The organism is Priestia sp. ST2 (assembly GCF_055810735.1).
The window spans coordinates 385,193-404,311 of sequence record NZ_JBVVNT010000003.1; the positions used below are offsets into that span (position 1 = coordinate 385,193).

The following is a 19,119-nucleotide window of genomic DNA, read 5'->3' on the forward strand; positions in this document are numbered from 1 at the left end:
ACTTCTTTCACTCCTTTTCACCATTTGCTCTTTCTTTGCTTTTGTTTATTATAAAAGAAATCCAGCTCGTATTATATGCTACAAATGAACTTAATTAGACTGAAAATTTTTCCAATCTTTATTTATATAGCCCGATTTCCTCTTTATAAACACAGGTAAAAAGAAACCGATCAGATTTTCTCCAGTTAATTCTGCTTCGAAAAATAATTCTCATTCCCTTCTTCCCTTTTCAGCGTACTCTCGCCTCTTATAAACAGGCTCAATCTTTATTATTCCAATTTTTTCTACTTTTTGCAACTAGGACTTATCTCACCATTTCTTATGCGAGATTAATAACTTGACAAAATACTAAAATAAGAAACAGTAATTATTTACAATTTTTTAAACTTTATGGTTTAATAGGTATGTAATTCCTGTTTTTTACTATATTTTTTTGGAGGTTTAACATGAAAAAAGGGTCAATTTATCGTTTTATTGCTTTTGCTTTAATGTTTACCTTGTGTTTTAGCCAATTAGGCTTACTGAAAACACAAGCGGCAGGCAATCCACCTGCTAATGAAAAAACATTAAGCATTGGTAAAGCAGCAAAAGGAACATTTACAGAACCAGAACAAACACATTGGTACAAAATTAATCCTTCTAAGCAAGAGGTAGCAAAATTTTCACACTACCGAATTAAGCTTCAAAGTGATGATGAAGTAAACATCACGGTTTACTCTAGTCTTGAAAATGCCAAAAACAACGTGGCATTTGACCGTTATATGGGATACTCCTACAAAGATGAGCCTGCTCAGCTTGATTTTCCAATCGCTTGGACTGGCCCTTATTATGTGAAAGTTGAGTATTACGGAGATGGAGATCTTATTGTTGAAGATGATACCGAAGAAGGTGGACAAACTCCTTCTGAACCTCAGCCGGAATTAAAAACAGAAGTTCCTTACACAATCAGCTATGAAGGCGCTTCACTTCCTCCTTCTCAAATGATGGAAGAAGAATGCCCGGCTGAATTAAGTACAAGCCAAAAAGAAAACGGAAAAGGTATTTTAAAAGATTTGCGTACGATTCGCGACGCTGTGCTTTCAAAAACAGCAAGCGGAAAAGACCTTTCTTCTCTTTACTACAAAGCCGCTCCGTTTATCAGCTCTAAAATGATTATCGATAAATCGATGCGCGAACAAGTATACAAAGATTTAGTTCAGCTAAAGGGTCTATTTACAGATGTGGCGAAAAACGGCGCATCAAGCACATATATGATTACAAGTGCTGATCAAAAAGCGATCAATGATTTATACAGCATCGCTTATAAATCCGTTCCGGCTGCTTTAAAGAAAGACTTAGAAAAAGTAGCAGCACAGACAAAATTAAAAGACGTAACGGACTTAAACGTATCGTCTGTATTAGTAAGAGCTAAGTTAGTCAGCGCAAACAGCGTTTCAACAAAAGCTGAAACTCGCTATATTGTTAAATTAAAAGATGGTGCAAATGCTAAATCATTCAAAACAAAAGCACAGTCAAAATCAGCAAGCATTGAATCTATTAATCCATTAAAACAATCAGCTGCTTCTTTTGATAATATGTTTGTTATTCAATTAGATGACAGCAATGCAAAAAGTTTCAGCACGTCATCTGCTCAAGGTAAAATGACGGCAAAACAAATTCAGGCACTTCCTGAAACTGAATTTATCGAGCCGGTTCAAGAGTACCACGCTCTTTCAATGGATTCACAATATCCGTATCAATGGTCATTAAACAATACGGGTAAAAATGACGGTACGCAACATGCCGATATTCAATACGAATCGCTTGAAAAATTACTAAACGGTCAAAAATTAAAAGATACGGTTATTGCCGTTGCGGATACGGGCGTCGATTCATCACTAGCTGATTTAAAAGGCGTGGTGGATACAAAAACAGGCTATAACTACGTGGATCGTTCGTCAAATGCAACAGACGACAACGGACACGGAACTCACGTAGCAGGTATTATCGCAGCCTCTGCAAACAATAACTATTCAATGGCCGGCATTAATTCTCATGCAAAAATTTTACCGGTTAAAATTCTAGATGCATCTGGAAGCGGAGATACAGAACAAATTGCGTACGGTATTAAATACGCGGTTGATCACGGTGCAAAAGTCATTAACTTAAGCCTTGGCGGATCTTACAGCCGCGTGCTTGAATATTCGTTAAAATACGCATACGATCATAATGTAACGGTTGTAGCTGCAAGTGGAAACGACGGTATGGAAGAACTCTCTTACCCTGCTTCATCTGCCTATGCGATTTCAGTAGGCGCATCAAACCGTTTAGATATCGTATCTGACTACTCAAACTACGGAAAAGGATTAGATATTACAGCTCCTGGCTCTGATATTCCAAGTCTTGTTCCAGACGGAAACGTCACTTATTTAAGCGGAACATCAATGGCAACACCTCACGTGGCAGCCGTTGCGGGATTATTGCTATCACAAAACCCAGGCTTAAAGCCAAAAGACGTTGAAAAACGTCTAACGGATACAGCTAAAGATATTAAATTTGATGAAAAAGATGCTCCTGTATACGATGATGAAGAAAGTCCAGCAGAACCCCCTGCTCCAGGCTACGATTACGTATCAGGATGGGGACGTTTAAATGCGTACAGCGCAGTAAGTGCACAGCAGCTGCAAGCGCAGGTAAATACATTTGTCAGCACGCAAAAAATTGTTACAGGTAAAGCTCAAAGCGGTTCAACTGTTAAAGTAATGAACGGCTCAAAAACACTTGGCACAGTTAAAGCTGATGCAAAAAATACGTTCTCTGTGAACATTCCAGCTCAAAAAGCTGATACCGTTTTACAAGTAGTTGTCACAAACGGTAAAGCAAGTACAAGCATTCGTGCAGTTGTTCAAAAAGCACCTGCCAAACCAGCGGTAAAAGCGGTAACGAATAAAGATGAGTACGTAACAGGAACGTCTAAAGCGAATTTTACGGTAAATGTTAAAAACAGCGCTAAGAAAGTGATTGCTTCAGCAAAAGCTGATGCAAAAGGCGCGTTCAAAGTAAAAATTCCAAAACAAAAAGAAAACACAGTCTTGTACATCACGGCTACAAACAGCCAAAAACAAGAAAGTGAAGAAGTAAAAGTAACGGTGCGTGACGTTATTGCTCCAAATGCACCTAAAGTGAATCCGGTCAGCGACGCGGATACAGCTATTAAAGGAACCGCTGAAGCAAATGCATCTGTTGTAGCGAAAGTGAACAACAAAGAAATCGGCAAAGCAAAAGCCAATGCAAAAGGCCAGTACAGCATAACGATTAAAAAACAAAAAGCAGGTACAGCAATCAGCGTAACAGCAGCAGACGCAGCCAACAATACAAGTAAAGCTACGACTGTAAAAGTGAGCGATAAAACTCCCCCTGCCGCACCAAGCGTCAATGCTGTCACAACAAAAAGCACGGCTGTAACAGGTAAAGCAGAAGCAAATGCTACCGTAACGGTAACAGTAAACAAAAAAAGCATTGGCTCTGCTGCTGCTAACAGCAAAGGACAATACTCAGTAAAAATTAAAAAGCAAAAAGAAAAAACAGTCTTAAGCGTAACTGCAAAAGACAAAGCGAACAATACGAGTAAAGCAACAACAAAAACGGTGACAAAATAAAGAAAAAAGGCGCTTGGCTTATGGCCAAGTGCCTTTTTGTTATAAAAGCTGTTTGTTTTTAAAGTACTTCCACATTCCCCACGTTAACACAATTAACATAACAATAATAACAGCAGTAGCCCAGTGGGAATTTTGATATGGAATCGGTACGTTCATCCCAAAAAATCCGGTTACGAACGTCAGCGGAAGCATAATCGTTGAAATCAGCGTTAAGACGTTCAGCTTTTCAGATGAAGTTGCATTGGTAATAGAATAGTACGTATCAAGTGCACTGTTTACGAGGTCTCTAAATGTTTCAGCAGAGTCTACAATACGCTCTAAGTGGTCAAGCAAGTCAATGTAGAAAGGAACATTTTCCTCACGTATATCGAATTTCCACTTTCCATTAACCGTTAAGAAAATTCGGCGCTGAGGCAGAATAACGCGACGGATTAAGATAATCGTTCTTTTTAAAGCCAAGAACTCTTCCGTCACTCCGCGGACTTCTTTGTTGTAGATTTCATCTTCTAACTCATCAATACGCATGTCAATTCGGTCTAAAATCGGAAAGTATTCGTCCGTGATGCCATCAATCAAAGCATACAGTAAAAAGTCGGCGCCGCGGTTCATAAACTTTGGATAGCGTGAGCACACAGCATCCATTTTGCGAAGCCAGCCCATTTTATGTTTATGAATCGTCACTACGTAATTGGATCCGACAAAGGCATTTAACTCAAGCGTCGTAATCTCGTCATCACTTTCTTCGTTATAGCGAAGCGCGTGAAAAACGAAAAATTTATAGTCTTCGTAATCATCCATTTTAGCGCGAGGACTGTCGTGTAAGCAGTCTTCAATCGCCAATGGGTGAAAATCGAATAATTTAGCAATTTGAGCAAGCTCTTGTCCGTGGACATCATACAAATCAATCCACAGCAAATTATCAGGATTGCGCAATTTCTCATGCACGTCTCCTAAATCAAGATTCGTTACCATTTCTTTTGTTTCATCATCATATAAGTATGTTTTAATCATTGATTTTTCACCTCACATCATTGAGGCATTAAGGAGTATTTTCCTTCGCTGAAATGAGAGGAACATATACACCTTTGTTGCCCCTATCTTGTTTTGCAGTAACCTTCATCGAAATGGGGTCATCAGTGCCCATTCATCTCACCTCCTAATTAGTTGAAGGAACGCTGACTTGTAATACAGCTACTTCACAAAGTTTAATTTTAACATACAATCCAACTCTAGCGTAGCGCTTTTTTCAAAACCTTTCCCTCACCATTTAAAGTTTCAAACAAAACTTCCGATACTATAAAAGCAGTTATAATCGGCAATCGATAACTAATAAAGCTTGAATTCCTCCCGCAAAGGTTCACCTAATCATAGACGTTCAACCCCTCAAGGGGGATCCCTACGATTAGGTCTAGAATATCTATCACGGCCGGTCTTTGGTCATGGTAGATATTCTACACCGATAAACATTATATGTGTGATGGGAAAAAACGTGTAGGAATTTTTGGACTTTCATCGAATACTTACTTAACAAACTTAGATTACGAAAAGGACTGATAATACATGCATTTTAAACGTGAAGAACCGTTTCGCTTTTTATTTGAGACTCCCATTGTTGGAACGTTTTCCATTGCTAAATACGACAACAAAGAAATCGATTCTAAGCCAGGTCCTTTGTCCGTTATCGACCTTTCACCAAAAGGAATCAAAATAATCACACCGCTTGATTTACCTATTTTCAACCATCAAATTCAGCTAAAAATTAGCTTTTATTTAAATGAAAAACCTATTCATATTACCGGGCTTTGCGTGTGGAAAGAAAAACGGCACACCGAATACCTTTATGGCATTGAAGCGTTTAACGATGTGGAAGAACAAGCAATCTTAATTACAGAGCTCAAAACCTACGCCAAGAAAAAGCAAGATAAGCAATAAAAATAGCGCTCATTTGTTTTACTCCCCTTTTAAGATGGCAATACTACGAACGACTTCGATAGAAAAAGGTGAGACGATGAGCAGCAAAGCAAAAAAAGAGTGGATTGGCGGTCTCGTACTATTTTTACTCGTCAGTTTTGTCAGCATCACATTTGCAGGCTATCATACGGTGAAAGCCGCCGTTGATCACACGTATGTACCGCTTGAGCATGGGAATAAAACACACGTCAATTTAAAAAAAGGGCAACCGTTTTCCCTGCTTTTAATTCAAGAGAACCATCAAAATACGTCATTTGTATATATGACTGTTAATAAACAGCATGAATCAATAAAGATGACCCACTTGCCAGGGTCAACTCAGCTCGGCAATGAAACACTGCGAACCATTTATCATCGAGGAAATATGAATGCTGTCGTAAAGAACGTCGAAACGTATGCAAAGCTTCCTGTTGATTATTATGTCAAAATGGATCAGCAGTCAGTCGTCGATGCTGTAAATAAATTAGGCGGCATTATCGTCACAAACAAACGTGCTTTTGAACAGAGCAACATTGTTTTTCCAAAAGGATCGATTCGCCTTAACGGAGAAGAAGCACTTGTTTTTTTAAAGGAGCGTAATGAGCAAGACATCTTTACTGCGCATGAAAGACAGCTGTCCGTCGCGAAAGCCATTTTCAGCCAAGCAGCTACGATTCCCAATGTTGCAAAGCTGCATTCTCTTGTATTTACGCTCGCTGATCACATTGAAACCAATGCAACCTTTAATGATATCAAAAGGATTCAAAAAACCTACAAACCGGCCGTTTCTCACGTAGACAAGCAGCAGTTTCCGCAAAACGAATGGAATCAAAAACAAGTCACAACGCGGCTGTATAAGCATTTAGAACGTAAGGAGCTGTTTTTATAAAAACGCCTCACGAAAAAACCATTGACCATAGGCTCAATGGTTTTTTAGGCTACTTATCTTCAGCAGGCACTACTTTTTCATTTATTTTAACCACAATTCTTTCATCCCGTTCATCTTTGAGATAGCTCTTTTGATAAAAAGAATGATCATTAGGCGGCCCAATGATAACCGTATCCGTAATCGGAACAACGGCTTCTGCTACTTCGCTTGCGCTTACTCCGTATGCTTTTTGAAACACGATCGGAGGCGTTAAGCGCAGCACGTCGGATCCTTCTGTAGACTCAAATTGATCATTGTTAAAAAAGAGATGAAGATGCGCTTCTTCCGATAAGGGCTCAATCCAATGCCACCAGCCCATCGGTATAAACACAACTTCACCTTCTTTTATTCGGTAATTGTGCATGCTGCTTGTATCAGGGTCTAAAATAGATACCTGCACTTCACCTGAAACGACGATATCTAATTCCCACGCGTTTGGGTGCCAGTGCGGTTCTCTCATATGCCCTTTCGTCATATATAAATCAACAAAAGCACCTCCGAGCATTGCAGGCAGCTGAGTTGAGGTTAGTTGATACGCTATATTTTGATCGTTTCGTTTGAACAGGACATTTTGCTTATAATTCACTGACAGATTAGGCGTTCCTGAGCTTTTTTTGATATTTGAATTATCCGGCACAAATCCAGATTTACTCATAGTGTCATACCCTCTTTTCATCAAAAAGTTATATGCACTATCCTATTAAAACTCTTAGCTAAGGGTGTTTTAATTAGGAAAAATAAAAAACGAGCGTTTCCACTCGTTTTTTATCCGACAAGACGTTCAATTTTCTTTTTCTTCCATACAAATTGATAATAGCTGTACTGCAGGATTAAGCTGACCACAAACGCCGCTGGATATCCAATCCAAATCCCTTTAATCGCAAGAGAGGTAAACTGCGATAACACGTAGGCTACAGGTACTTCTACACACCAAATAGCCATAATGCTAAATACCGTAGGCCAAAGCACCGTACCGCTTGCTCGCATCGTAGCGGTAATAATTTGCGCATGACCGAAAATCAAATAGCTCCAAAGTGTTATTACTAACAGCTCTTCGGCAATATGGAGCGTATGCTGACTTGTTAAAAACAGAGCTAAAATTTGATTGGAAAAGAGATAAATAAGTAAAATCAATACGCTGCCAATAACGTAATTCAGCATAATTCCAGAGCGGATAACTTCTTTTAAACGCTCAAATTTATTGGCGCCAATCGACTGCGCCGCAAAAATAGAAACCGCAATTCCTAAGCTGATTGCCGGCATTTGTACATAGCTTGCCACTTGGTTCACCGCTCCGTACGCTGCTGTAGCGTCTGAGCCAAATCCATTTACAAACGTAATAACCGCAATTTCAGAAAGAGAAACTAAAATCATATTGATACTCGCTGGAATCCCTAAACGCATAAGCAGCTTTAAAAGCGTTCCGTCCATTTTTAATGAAATAGATGAGTCAAACTTTAACGGATGATTTTTCTTGCGTAAATAGATAATCATAATAATGAACGTTAATACAGTTGAAAACACCGTTGCATACGCAGCGCCGTACACTCCAAGCTTTGGCACTCCGATCCATCCAAAAATTAAAATCGGCAGGAAACTGATGTTTAAGACCGTACTCACAACTAAAAAATAAAAAGGCGTTTTAGAGTCTCCGGTTCCGCGCATAAACGTCGTATAAACAAAGTATAAAAACAAAACAGGAATTGCCACAAACAAAATGCGCGCATAGTGAACCGTTACGTCAATAATATTAGCCGGCGTTCCCATAATCCGAAGAATATCCGGAGCAAATATGCTTCCCAAAACGGCAAGCACAATTCCGACTAAAAAGGTAAACGTGAGCGTGGTACCGATAATTTCTTTGACTCGTTTTTCGTTTTGTGCCCCGTACGCTTGCCCGATTAAAATGGAACTTCCTGAACCAATTCCAATCGAAAACGACACGAGCAGAAAAAACAGAGGAAAAAAAGCGGAAATAGCGGCTAACGCATCAACTCCAAGCGCTCTTCCGACAATAATACTTCCCGCCAGCTGCCCAACTGACTGCATGGCGTTACTTAACATGAGCGGAATCAAAAACACAAGCATCAGCTTACTGACGGATTTTTCTGATTCCACTGCTTCACTTTTAACATCTTGATTCTTCACACCTATTTCTCCTTTGTATCAGCTTTCGGCGAATGATAGCCTTTTTCGCCGTAAGGCTGCAGCTTCTCTAACCATTTCGCTTCCAGTTTCAGCAAATCCTTTTTTGAAAGTGCTTTTTCTTCTTCTCTTTTAATCGTTTCCAGCATCTCAATTGAAAAAGCATCCGCTCCGTACGTATTCCACTCGTTTTGAAGCTCTTTATTTTGATGAGTGTTCGTCTTTAACGTGAACTTTACGCCGTTTAACGTTTTGATGTTAGGCGTAGAGCCAATGTAAATCTTATCGTTTTGAAGGTTTTTTATTTGATACACGCCGCCTTCTGTTTTTACTTCTTTCGCTAGCTGCTTCATTTGCTTTTTATAGTCTTTTGAGTCCATATTCATCCCTGTCTCTCCTTTTCTCCAGTAGCTGCTTCCGTCTGCGCTGCGCTCTAAGAAACCGTACTCAATTAAATAGCGACGCAGCACGGCGTAGTCATCATAAAAAGGTGTTAACATATCGTTCACTTCTTTTTCGGTATACGTGCTACCAAAATCAAAATGTCCGCTTAATTCTTCAAGAACAACAAGACGGTGTTTTTCTTGCAAGTGAAAGGTGCGAAGAGGTCCGTTCAAGCCTTGCGGAAAATTCTTCGCTAAAATTTTTTCACGCTCTTCATCACTGACGCTGTAGCGCTGACTTCTTCTAGGCGCCGTATTTGTTACGGGTGCCGTCTTCTCTTCTTGCCCGTCGTTTAACAGTTCCATCAGCGTTAAAAACACTTTTGCCTGACGCTCTTTTTTCTTTAACGTAAAGCGGTGATTTCGAATGGTCGATGAACTGCCAATTCCCATTTCTTTTTGAATATCGCTGTCGCTTTTTCCTTCCTTAAAAAACTTCACTAAATTTTTTTGATGATCAGACAGACCCGTTACCTCTTTATCTAGCCCTATTAAATGATGGAATACAGACCCGTGCTGCTGTTCCACATGAAGCTTCATATAGCGTTTTGCTTCATAAAAAACACCTTCCACCGGATAAATAATGCCTTTTTCAATGCTTTCACCGCACAGTAAGCAGTGGTAGTAATCTCCGCTTTCCCCGTACCCTTTCTTCATATCTTCAAAAGATGATTCCCAAAACAAATCGTTTACCATATAAATAGACACCTTTCTTATTTGTTTATTAATTTATAAACAAATATATTATATGTTTATTATTATGTCAAACTTATGTTTATGATACACAAAAAAAGGTTGAATTATAACGAAATGAACCCAACCTAAATACGAACAAATGGGATACATGAGCTCACACAGATCGCTTGACACCGCAGTTGATTTCCGTGCAAGGCTTCGCTTTCCGCGGGCGGCCGGTGAGCCTCCTCGTCGCTTGCGCTCCTGCGGGGTCTCACCCCTTCCGCTTTTCCCGCAGGAGTCTTCGCCTTGCCCTCCAATCAACTGCTAGAAAGACCTACATACATGAAACCTACGTTAACCATAACAAAAAAAACGAACCACGAATCAAACACGTTGATCAATGGTTCGTTTTTCACTTAGGCTAAAATAATTTCGTTCCGGTCTCTTTATTCCATTCACTTAAATAAGGAAAATCCTTAGATATAACGGGCTTATCATCTAAAAGTGTAATTAACTCCAAACTGTTACCGTCAGGGTCATTAAAATACACGCAGGCCGCTGGCATCCACGTATGAACAATCGGTTCTGTTTGCGGATTCCCAAACGACGTCTCTTCCGGTTCAATACCTTTTGAACGCAGCCACGTTAACGCTTCATGAATATCCGCTGCTTCAATACCAAAAGCAAAATGACTTCTTTTCAACTCTTTTTCATCGGTTTCCCAAAGTCCAAGCATCTGCTTTTGTTCCCCAACAAAGAAAAAAGCACAGCGCCTCTCTTCAATTTTATGAACAAACGTCAGCCCAAGACGTCTATAAAACTCAATCGAATTCTCCAAATTCCGCACCTGCACATGCGTCTCATAAATACTCTTAATCATAGCCTTCCCTCCATCCTTTTCTACTACTATAAGCCATTTCACACCAAACGGCTTCCTAACAAAGAATGAAAAATAACCATACTTAAGACCGAGAATCCCCAACACAAACATGCAGACCTGAAATTCCTAACAGCACTAAGGTTTTGATTTTGACTTTGACTAAGGTTTTGAGGCCACGCCTTGCGGGGTAGCCTCAAAACCTTAGTTCCAGAAAAACCCCCATGGCTGCACTCTAGCCATGGGGGTTTTTCTACATCGATAAATTAAGCGTGTGCTTTTGCGAGGCCGATACAGATACCGCCTGAAATAATCAGTACACTCGCAAGAGATACATAGAATAATTGACGCTTTGTTTTCTTTTCTCCCAAGAAGACAATACCGCCAAAAATTGAAATAACAATACCCATTTGCGATAATGAAAAGCTTGTTGCTACGCCTAGTCTTGATTGAGATAAGAATAAGAACATGTTTCCAGATGCCCAGATTAGACCTGGTAAGATATTACGAATCGTATATTTGTTAAATGGCTTATGTTTGTATGTAATGATTAAACCGCCAATTAACATACCGATTGCTTGTGGGAATAAAGCTGCCCATGCGTCTACGTTGAAGATACGTGCGATAACTACGTAAACTAAGAATCCAAGACTTGAAATGATAAGAGTGATAACTCCTTTTTTCGTTTGTCCCGGAGCCCCTTGTGCCCCTTCTTTTTTACCGTCTAATGAAGAAAGCACAACGCCTGCTAGTATTAAAAGAATCGCAATAGATCCAAGCACAATCGTTTGAAGCGTTGACCATTCTTTAAATACAATAACACCAAAAAGAGCTGTTGATACTAATTGCATACCCGTTGAAATCGGCATTGACTTTGAAACCCCAAGGTATGGAACACTTTTAAACTGATTGCTTTGACCTACTGACCAGAACAAACCTGAAACAATTCCGACAATAACGAGCGTTGGCGTTAAAACCGGCTGCACAATCATAAACTGAACAAATGAAAGAATCAAAGCTCCAATAATTGTTCCCAGCGTTTGACTGTAAGGTCCACCGCCCATCTTCATACTAACTAAAATCATGCTTCCCCACGCAACGGAAGGAAGAACACCTAGCAAAATATCCATCTTTCTCTTAACCTACTTTCCTATTTCTAATCTATGTACATCGTATGTAACGACCTGCTGCTTTTCTTTTATCAAGGGCTACACGCTTGTTCCCCCTTGAATATTCCCCCAAAGGTTCACCTATGCGTCTGCTGCCTACCCCGCAAGGGGGGCAACAGACGCATAGGTCTAGAAAATTTAATAGGATCGCTTTTTGATCCTATTAAATTTTCTACATCGATAAAAATATATAACGTTTTCATAAATGGTGGTAAAACTGCTATTTCTTGCTGCTCGTATTATACTAACACGAACATTTATTATTTAGCTAGAAATTTTTTTGATTATTTTTAAAAAACAGAAAAAAATTTTTTCTTCTTGCTCTGCAGCTCGCTTCTCCCTCTTATGTGATCTGCAATCAGCAGAAACTAGCGCCTCTGCTGATTGAAAATAAGAAGAGATAAAGCCTTTTCATTTTAGTTAGCTACAGGCTTGCAAAATTGCTCTACTACTTCTTTGGCTGGAATTGAGCTGATCGCACCTTTTCCAGTTGTCGTTAAGGCACCGCTTGCATTTGCAAAACGTAAAATAGCATCGTGGTCAGAATCAAGAATAGCCGTTAAGTTTTCTTGTGACACATCGCGGCTTAATAGCTGATAAAGGAATCCGCCAATAAACGCATCTCCTGCACCTGTTGTATCAACAACTGCTACTTTGTAACCGTTTGATTCATAGACAGCTTGTTTTGTATAAAGCGTTGCGCCTTCTGCACCTTTTGTGAACACAACTACTTGAACATCACCTGTAAATAGAGACTGAATCGCTTGCTGTTCATCTTCAATGCCTGTGATAAACGATAGCTCATCGTCTGAAATTTTAACAATGTGCGCTTGTGGAATAAATTCTAAAATCGTTTGACGGCATAGCTCATGATCTTTCCACAGCGGAAGACGTACATTTGGATCAAAGCTGATAACGCCGCCTTTTTCTTTCATGCTTTTAATCGCTTTCATATGAGCGTATTTCATAGGACTTTCAACTAAATCAACCGAACAGAAATGAAGAACATCGTTGCTTGCAAACCAATCAGAGTTAATTTCGTCTTCAGTTAGCAATAAATCTGCTGAAGGATTACGATAGAAGCTGAAATCTCTTTCTCCGTCTTCACGCAGGGAAACGAAAGCTAAAGCTGTGTTTGCTTCTTCTGTACGATAGACCATACCAGTACCTACTCCTACTTCACGAAGCGTATCTACTAGAAAGTCTCCAAACGAATCTTCTCCAACTTTTGTAATAAGCGCTGACTCATTACCGTATGTAGCAACAACTGCTGCAACGTTTGCCGGCGCTCCGCCTGGCACACGCGTAAACGATTCCACTTCTTTCAATTGAAGACCTTTTTGAGCTGGAATCATATCAATTAATACTTCACCGATACTAAATAACTTACCCATTCTATTCACCTTACTTTTCTTTTTGTCATATTGTCATACTATGTTCCAAAAAATCCTTAAATCAAATTATACGTCCCAAACATCTTTTTCGTAAAGAGAAATTTCCAATTTATTTTAAAAAAATCACAAATTATCGTTTTTTTCTCACAATGTTTTATTGGTTAATTCCGTTCCATCCCTTATCAAACCTGAGGTTGAAATGACTTTCTTACACAAAGGTCGCGGAATAAAAAAAGTTAATTTCCAGTTTAAACTGTTTATTTATTCATTTTTCGTTCGACATCTCTTCTCTTATTTCCTGTTTATTCGCCGTGAATATGCAAATAATGATAAAAATTCGCGTTTTTACCCCTATTTAAGAAGGAATGGCTTAAAATGTGTCGAATAGACTTAGGTAGGTATATGACATTATGTATGTTACACTAAATACAAGGCAAGGAAGGGAGAATCAGTCATGAAAATCAATGTTTTTCTAGACGACTATCGCAAATGCCCTGACGGTCATGTTTTAGCCGAAACGATTGATGAATGTATTGATCTGCTAAGATCATTCGATGTTGAACATTTATCACTCGATCACGATTTACTGAGTAAGACACGGAATGGATTAATGCTCGTGCATTTTATGGTAAAGCATCATTTATATGCCGATCGAATTACGATTCACTCCGCTAATCATTCAGGCAGCAAAGCAATGTACAACTGCTTTAAGGACGCTCAAAAAGAGCATAAAATGCCAAACAACATTAAAATTCTAAGATGCCCTCTGCCTCTTCGATGATACCTGCACCCTCACACATTCATTTCAACAGAATCTGTCCGATTCAATTCTCACAGACATCCTGTTTCTATAAAATGAAGAACAATACTGCTTGTTCAATACGTATAGATGTGAATACGCTTTAAGCAGTTTATATTATATAGAAGAAACCGCTCTAAAATACCGTAATGCTAGCTTTAAAAAGCAGACTATATGGTACAAAGAGCGGTTTTTTTGCTATTTAGACAGTTTAGCAGAATTCAAGTCAGCTGAGAGAGCAGCCGGCTGTTTTGCGTTTTCTTTCAGCTGCCTAGCGTTCATGAACCAGTAAATGCTTCCCACAAACAGTCCTCCCCCTACGATGTTTCCGAGTGTAACGGGAATTAAATTATGAAATAGCCCAGCAGCCGAAATCGCATCAGGATGCGGAAGCAATAAAGCTAGACCAAGAAACGTCATATTTGCCACGCTGTGCTCGTATCCTGAAGCAACAAATGCAAACAGCATCCAAAAAATAAGCATGATCTTTGCCGCATCGCTTTTAGTGCGCGCAGCCGTCCAAATTGCCAGACAAACAAGCCAGTTGCAAAGGATGCCGCGAAAAAACAATTCACTGACCGGCAAATTCATTTTTTTAGCTGCCAGCGTCATAAGTAAATGATTCGGTTCAATTCCTTTAAACAAACCGGTTCCGGTAATTAACAAGCAAAGCCCAAACGCACCTATCGCATTTCCGATAAAACACCACGTCCAGTTTTTGAACGTATCTTTCCATGTCGTGACTCCCGATAGCGTACTGACTGTATAAACCATATGATTCCCCGTAAACAATTCAGCTCCTGCAAATACGACAAGCAGGAGAGCAACAGCAAAAGATAACCCCATCACAAGAGAAACGACCGGTAAAGAAGCAGAGGCCAAAGGTGCTCCTACCGATAGAGCTAATATAACGCCAAGTCCTACGTAAGCACCCGCTAGCACAGCTAACAGCAAATAACTCGGCAAATGCTCATTCACAAGCTTCGTTTTTTCGCGTGCTAACTCATTCATTGACTGCAGTGAATTCTTAAACAAAAGTGTTTCCTCCTTTTATTCATCTTAGACGCATACTTTTTCTTCTGTTTTTTCCAAAAACCAAGAAAGAGCAGAAGCTTGCTTCACCACTTCACCAATCACAATCATCGCGGGATTGCTGACTTGCTGTTTAGCAGCCGTGTCTACAATTGTGCCAAGCGTCCCTGTAACCGTGCGCTGATAAATAGACGTACCTTGTTCAATAAGCGCGACGGGCGTATCCGCGCTTTTTCCGGCGTCTAAAAGCTGACGGCAAATATACGGCAAGTTTTTAACGCCCATATAAATCGCAAGCGTATCAACTCCTTTTGCTAAGTGCTCCCAGCGAATACTTTCCGGCTTGCCGCTCAAACAGTGTCCCGTCACAACGGCAAACGAACGGCTCAGCTCACGGTGCGTCACAGGAATTCCAGCATAAGCAGGTGCCGCGATGCCCGCTGTAATACCCGGAACGATTTCAAATGGAATTCTATGCTGAGCGAGCACTTCTGCTTCTTCACCGCCTCTTCCGAAAATAAACGGATCTCCGCCTTTTAACCGCACGACGGTGTTTCCTTTTCTTGCGTAGAATACAAGCAAATCATGAATATCCTCTTGAGAAACGCAGTGATCACCAGGCTTTTTCCCGCAGTAGACGAGTTCCGCTCCTTCTTTTGCATACTGAAGAAGAACAGGGTTCACTAATCGGTCGTATAAAATAACATCTGCTTTTTCTAAACATTTGGCTGCTTTTATGGTTAGTAAATCTGGATCTCCTGGTCCGGCTCCTACAATGTACACTTTTCCTGTTCTCATTTTTGCTTCGCTCCTTTTAATGTGTTCCCTTGAATTTTTGTGGCGCGTTGAAAATCAACGCGCCACGGTACTTATTCTTCAATTAAAAGATACAGCAAATCTCCTTCAACAGACGCTTCGTACGTGTCGACACATCCGCTGTCAGGCTCTTGTACGTTACCGTCATGCAAGCAAATTTTCCAGTCGTGCATCGGACAAAACACCGAGTCGCCGCTCACAATTCCTTCACTTAGCACCCCGCCTTTATGCGGACAGCGATTTTCAATTGCCCGGATTTTTCCGCTTGATAGCTTAAACACCGCAATTTCTTTTCCGTTTACTTTCACTGTTTTACCTAGGCTTACCGGAAAATCATGAATCGACCCTACGCATACTTTTGTAATGTTTTTATTCACCATCTTTATTTCCCCCCAGCTTTATGATGTGACAACTGTTTCGAACAGCTCTTTTTTCGTCTTTTTGCTTTCGACGATTTCTTTCCAAGGATCACGGTACGTAGATAACGCTTCGTCCATACGCATATTCAGCTCTCTTCTCGTCTTAGCGTCATCAAGCACGGACTGAATGTGCGACAGTCCCATGCGTTCAATCCATGCAGACGTACGCTCTAAGTAATTAGCCGTTTCCCGGTAATACTGCAAATAAGCTCCTGTAATGTCCATCAATTCTTCGTCTGTTTTTACTTTATACAATAAATCTCCGCCGCGAAGATGCGTACCTCCATTTCCGCCCACGTAAATTTCCCAGCCGCCGTCGATTCCAATAAAGCCAATATCTTTAATACCTGACTCAGCACAGCTTCTCGGACAAGCAGATACAGCCATTTTCACTTTATGAGGCGTCCATAGTCCTTCAAATTTTTTCTCAAGCGCAATTCCAACGCCCATTGAATCCTGCGTGCCAAAACGGCAAAACTGTTCGCCGACGCATGTTTTCACGGTCCGCAGCGACTTACCGTACGCGTAGCCAGAAGGCATATCTAACTCTTCCCATACGCTAGGCAAATCTTCTTTTTTAACACCAAACAAATCAAGACGCTGACCACCCGTCACTTTTACGAGCGGAATTTCATATTTATCAACAACATCGGCAATTTTTCGCAAATCTTCTGCATTTGTAACGCCTCCGTACATGCGAGGAACAACAGAATACGTGCCGTCTTTTTGAATATTTGCGTGCATGCGTTCATTCACAAATCGTGATTCGCGTTCATCAACGTATCCGGTTGGATTCACCATACCTAAATAATAGTTTAGCGCCGGACGGCATTTCGAACAGCCTTCTTCATTATTCCAGCCAAGTACATTCATCACTTCACGCGTATGCGAAAGGCCTTTTGCTTTGATTTCTTCGACAACTTCATCTCGTGAAAGAGTCGTACAGCCGCAAATCGCTTCTTTTTGAATCGCCGCGTCAAAGTCAGCGCCAAGAGTATGCTGAAGCACTTCCGCTACAAGCGGTTTACATCCTCCGCAGGAGCGAGAGGCACTTGTACAAGCTTTGATTTCATCAACCGATGAGCATCCTTGCTTTTGGATAGCTTCCACAATCGTACCTTTTGTTACGCCGTTACAGCCGCAAATAATATCATCGGCGCTCATGCTTGCTACTAAGCTTTCACCCGCGTTACCTCCAGATGGCTGTAAAATCGACACTTTTGCGACATCGGATACATCTTCTTGCTTTTGAATCATTGAAAACAGTCGATTTCCGTCGCTGCTTTCTCCAAAAAGAACAGCTCCTACAATTTGATTGCCTCGCAAAACAAGCTTTTTATAAATGCCGTCTTGTTCATCAAACACTTTGATCGCTTTTTTCTCTTCATCTTCCATGAAGTCTCCCGCGGAGAACACTTCAACACCTGATACTTTTAGCTGCGTGGATAAAACTGACCCTTCATAAGGAACTTTTTCTGCCCCGCAAATCGCTTTTGCTAATGCTTTTCCTTGTTCATACAGAGGTGCCACCAGCCCGTATACCATTCCTCTATGCTCTGCACATTCTCCAACCGCGTAGATGTTTGGAATATCCGTTTGCATATAGTCATTTACAACAATTCCTCGATTTACGTTAAGTCCCGCTTCTTTTGCAAGCTGAACATTTGGCTTAATTCCAACGGCCATCACGACTAAATCAGCGTCTAAAAACGTCCCATCTTTAAAAGATAATCCTTCAACTCGCTCATCGCCGACGATTTCCGCCGTTTGTTTTTCAAGCAAAAACTTCATGCCTTGTTTTTCTAATTCATTTTGAAGCAATTTGCCGGCTGTTGGATCAAGCTGACGTTCCATTAAATACGGAGCTAAATGAATCACAGATACGTCCATCCCCAAATTTAACAGTCCGCGCGCTGCTTCTAATCCAAGGAGTCCTCCTCCAATAACCGCTGCTTTTTTATACTGCTGAGAAGCCTGCAGCATTTCATCCGTGTCTTTTATATCTCGAAAAGCCGTAACTCCTTTTTTATCAGACCCTGGAATCGGAAGAATAAAAGGAAGAGAGCCCGTTGCTAAAATCAACTCATCATACGATTCTACTCTGCCGCTGTTTGTCGCTACTTCTTTTTTCACTGAATCGATACTAGTAACCGTTTCGCCCGTATATAATGTAATATTGTTTTCTTGATACCAGTTCCAATCGTTTAACGTAATGTCTTCAACATTCGTATCTCCTTGCAGCACTTTTGATAGTAAAATACGATTATAGTTCGGATGCGGCTCGCTTCCGAAAATCGTAATTTCAAACGCTTCGCTTGAAACCTTCAATACTTCTTCAATCGCTCGAACTCCAGCCATTCCATTTCCAATCAATACGAGTTTCTTTTTTTGCATCTTCCATTCCTCCCCTGGCGTCTATACCTGCTTGTTTCAAAGATATATTTTCTATGCATCTTTAAAGATATACTTAAGATATATGAATTTTCTGAATCGTTCAACTTATGTGTTAGATTATCTAACACAGTTACGGTATGTATGCGATTCCATTGCTTTAACGACAAGCAAAAAAAATAAGTGGTCTAATTACGTTTTAATTGAGATCATCCTTTGCATTTTATTTTGTGATTTTTTTCACAACATTAATGTAGCAAGAATAAATAACCGGAGCTATGATAAAAATCACTCCTGAATGCTGATAAGCCAAAAATAAAAACTCTAAAGTTCTTTATAAAGAATTTTTTAAACAAACCGTTCTTTATAGTATTTACTATTACTCTCGTATTCTTTATAATGAATATATAGACCTTTATAAAGAACAGAACGGAGAATTA

At 40.2% G+C, this 19,119-nt stretch carries 16 protein-coding genes; 4 read left to right on the plus strand and 12 right to left on the minus strand.

The genetic code is table 11. The features are described 5' to 3' along the window. The first annotated feature begins 446 nt into the window (after nt 1–446). Nucleotides 447–3,638, plus strand: a complete 3,192-nt coding sequence (locus AC0KUU_RS14470) for a S8 family peptidase (protein ID WP_340597823.1) — start codon at nt 447–449, stop codon at nt 3,636–3,638. A 39-nt stretch (nt 3,639–3,677) separates the two neighbouring features. On the opposite strand, the gene corA is transcribed toward AC0KUU_RS14470, so the two are convergent. Next, entirely contained in the window at nt 3,678–4,649 is a 972-nt protein-coding gene (gene corA, locus AC0KUU_RS14475) for a magnesium/cobalt transporter CorA (RefSeq protein WP_013055874.1), read from the minus strand. Nucleotides 4,650–5,198: 549 nt separating this feature from the next. Between corA and AC0KUU_RS14480 the strand changes: the two genes are divergently transcribed. Next, a complete protein-coding gene (locus AC0KUU_RS14480) occupies nt 5,199–5,570 on the plus strand; it encodes a PilZ domain-containing protein (RefSeq protein ID WP_028407825.1) in 372 nt (123 codons plus the stop codon). A 76-nt stretch (nt 5,571–5,646) separates the two neighbouring features. Next, on the plus strand, nt 5,647–6,477 hold the full coding sequence (locus AC0KUU_RS14485) for an LCP family glycopolymer transferase (RefSeq protein WP_237074645.1): 831 nt from the start codon (nt 5,647–5,649) through the stop codon (nt 6,475–6,477). 49 nt (nt 6,478–6,526) lie between these two features. On the opposite strand, the gene AC0KUU_RS14490 is transcribed toward AC0KUU_RS14485, so the two are convergent. The 7 genes from AC0KUU_RS14490 to AC0KUU_RS14520 form a co-directional block, all read right to left on the minus strand. Then, nucleotides 6,527–7,171 (minus strand): cupin domain-containing protein, encoded by a 645-nt coding sequence (locus AC0KUU_RS14490; RefSeq protein WP_162213804.1) that lies wholly within the window; start codon nt 7,169–7,171, stop codon nt 6,527–6,529. 110 nt (nt 7,172–7,281) lie between these two features. Next, nucleotides 7,282–8,604 (minus strand): MATE family efflux transporter, encoded by a 1,323-nt coding sequence (locus AC0KUU_RS14495; protein ID WP_237074788.1) that lies wholly within the window; start codon nt 8,602–8,604, stop codon nt 7,282–7,284. 62 nt (nt 8,605–8,666) lie between these two features. Further along, on the minus strand, nt 8,667–9,800 hold the full coding sequence (locus tag AC0KUU_RS14500) for a DUF2087 domain-containing protein (protein ID WP_340597828.1): 1,134 nt from the start codon (nt 9,798–9,800) through the stop codon (nt 8,667–8,669). Between the two features lie 48 nt (nt 9,801–9,848). Beyond that, nucleotides 9,849–10,103, minus strand: a complete 255-nt coding sequence (locus AC0KUU_RS14505; protein ID WP_473452474.1) for a hypothetical protein — start codon at nt 10,101–10,103, stop codon at nt 9,849–9,851. Nucleotides 10,104–10,203: 100 nt separating this feature from the next. Continuing rightward, nucleotides 10,204–10,662, minus strand: coding sequence for a VOC family protein (locus AC0KUU_RS14510; RefSeq protein ID WP_340597830.1), 459 nt, complete (start codon nt 10,660–10,662; stop codon nt 10,204–10,206). A 263-nt stretch (nt 10,663–10,925) separates the two neighbouring features. Beyond that, the gene (locus tag AC0KUU_RS14515) at nt 10,926–11,789 is read right to left on the minus strand and encodes a GRP family sugar transporter (protein WP_013055866.1); all 864 of its coding nucleotides are present in this window, start codon (nt 11,787–11,789) and stop codon (nt 10,926–10,928) included. A 455-nt stretch (nt 11,790–12,244) separates the two neighbouring features. Continuing rightward, nucleotides 12,245–13,222, minus strand: coding sequence for a carbohydrate kinase family protein (locus AC0KUU_RS14520; RefSeq protein WP_340597833.1), 978 nt, complete (start codon nt 13,220–13,222; stop codon nt 12,245–12,247). 454 nt (nt 13,223–13,676) lie between these two features. Between AC0KUU_RS14520 and AC0KUU_RS14525 the strand changes: the two genes are divergently transcribed. Continuing rightward, nucleotides 13,677–14,003, plus strand: coding sequence for a cyclic-phosphate processing receiver domain-containing protein (locus AC0KUU_RS14525; RefSeq protein WP_025749520.1), 327 nt, complete (start codon nt 13,677–13,679; stop codon nt 14,001–14,003). A gap of 216 nt (nt 14,004–14,219) precedes the next feature. Here AC0KUU_RS14525 and AC0KUU_RS14530 read toward each other — a convergent pair whose 3' ends face one another. From AC0KUU_RS14530 to nirB, 4 genes are all read right to left on the minus strand, one after another. Continuing rightward, on the minus strand, nt 14,220–15,056 hold the full coding sequence (locus AC0KUU_RS14530; RefSeq protein ID WP_340597835.1) for a formate/nitrite transporter family protein: 837 nt from the start codon (nt 15,054–15,056) through the stop codon (nt 14,220–14,222). 24 nt (nt 15,057–15,080) lie between these two features. After that, nucleotides 15,081–15,851, minus strand: coding sequence for a uroporphyrinogen-III C-methyltransferase (gene cobA / locus AC0KUU_RS14535; protein WP_340597837.1), 771 nt, complete (start codon nt 15,849–15,851; stop codon nt 15,081–15,083). A 71-nt stretch (nt 15,852–15,922) separates the two neighbouring features. Continuing rightward, entirely contained in the window at nt 15,923–16,249 is a 327-nt protein-coding gene (nirD, locus tag AC0KUU_RS14540; RefSeq protein WP_013055862.1) for a nitrite reductase small subunit NirD, read from the minus strand. 18 nt (nt 16,250–16,267) lie between these two features. Further along, nucleotides 16,268–18,682 (minus strand): nitrite reductase large subunit NirB, encoded by a 2,415-nt coding sequence (nirB, locus tag AC0KUU_RS14545; RefSeq protein WP_340597839.1) that lies wholly within the window; start codon nt 18,680–18,682, stop codon nt 16,268–16,270. Between the last annotated feature and the right edge of the window lie 437 nt (nt 18,683–19,119).

What these genes read in the sequence shown, in the direction of transcription:
- AC0KUU_RS14495 (WP_237074788.1), bottom strand. Translation starts at nt 8,604, where the DNA reads ATGCTTGTGTTTTTGATTCCGCTCATGTTAAGTAACGCCATGCAGTCA.
- AC0KUU_RS14485 (WP_237074645.1), top strand. Translation starts at nt 5,647, where the DNA reads ATGAGCAGCAAAGCAAAAAAAGAGTGGATTGGCGGTCTCGTACTATTT.
- AC0KUU_RS14520 (WP_340597833.1), bottom strand. Translation starts at nt 13,222, where the DNA reads ATGGGTAAGTTATTTAGTATCGGTGAAGTATTAATTGATATGATTCCA.
- AC0KUU_RS14470 (WP_340597823.1), top strand. Translation starts at nt 447, where the DNA reads ATGAAAAAAGGGTCAATTTATCGTTTTATTGCTTTTGCTTTAATGTTT.
- AC0KUU_RS14500 (WP_340597828.1), bottom strand. Translation starts at nt 9,800, where the DNA reads ATGGTAAACGATTTGTTTTGGGAATCATCTTTTGAAGATATGAAGAAA.
- nirB (WP_340597839.1), bottom strand. Translation starts at nt 18,682, where the DNA reads ATGCAAAAAAAGAAACTCGTATTGATTGGAAATGGAATGGCTGGAGTT.
- AC0KUU_RS14480 (WP_028407825.1), top strand. Translation starts at nt 5,199, where the DNA reads ATGCATTTTAAACGTGAAGAACCGTTTCGCTTTTTATTTGAGACTCCC.
- AC0KUU_RS14510 (WP_340597830.1), bottom strand. Translation starts at nt 10,662, where the DNA reads ATGATTAAGAGTATTTATGAGACGCATGTGCAGGTGCGGAATTTGGAG.
- AC0KUU_RS14515 (WP_013055866.1), bottom strand. Translation starts at nt 11,789, where the DNA reads ATGGATATTTTGCTAGGTGTTCTTCCTTCCGTTGCGTGGGGAAGCATG.
- corA (WP_013055874.1), bottom strand. Translation starts at nt 4,649, where the DNA reads ATGATTAAAACATACTTATATGATGATGAAACAAAAGAAATGGTAACG.
- AC0KUU_RS14525 (WP_025749520.1), top strand. Translation starts at nt 13,677, where the DNA reads ATGAAAATCAATGTTTTTCTAGACGACTATCGCAAATGCCCTGACGGT.
- nirD (WP_013055862.1), bottom strand. Translation starts at nt 16,249, where the DNA reads ATGGTGAATAAAAACATTACAAAAGTATGCGTAGGGTCGATTCATGAT.
- AC0KUU_RS14490 (WP_162213804.1), bottom strand. Translation starts at nt 7,171, where the DNA reads ATGAGTAAATCTGGATTTGTGCCGGATAATTCAAATATCAAAAAAAGC.
- cobA (WP_340597837.1), bottom strand. Translation starts at nt 15,851, where the DNA reads ATGAGAACAGGAAAAGTGTACATTGTAGGAGCCGGACCAGGAGATCCA.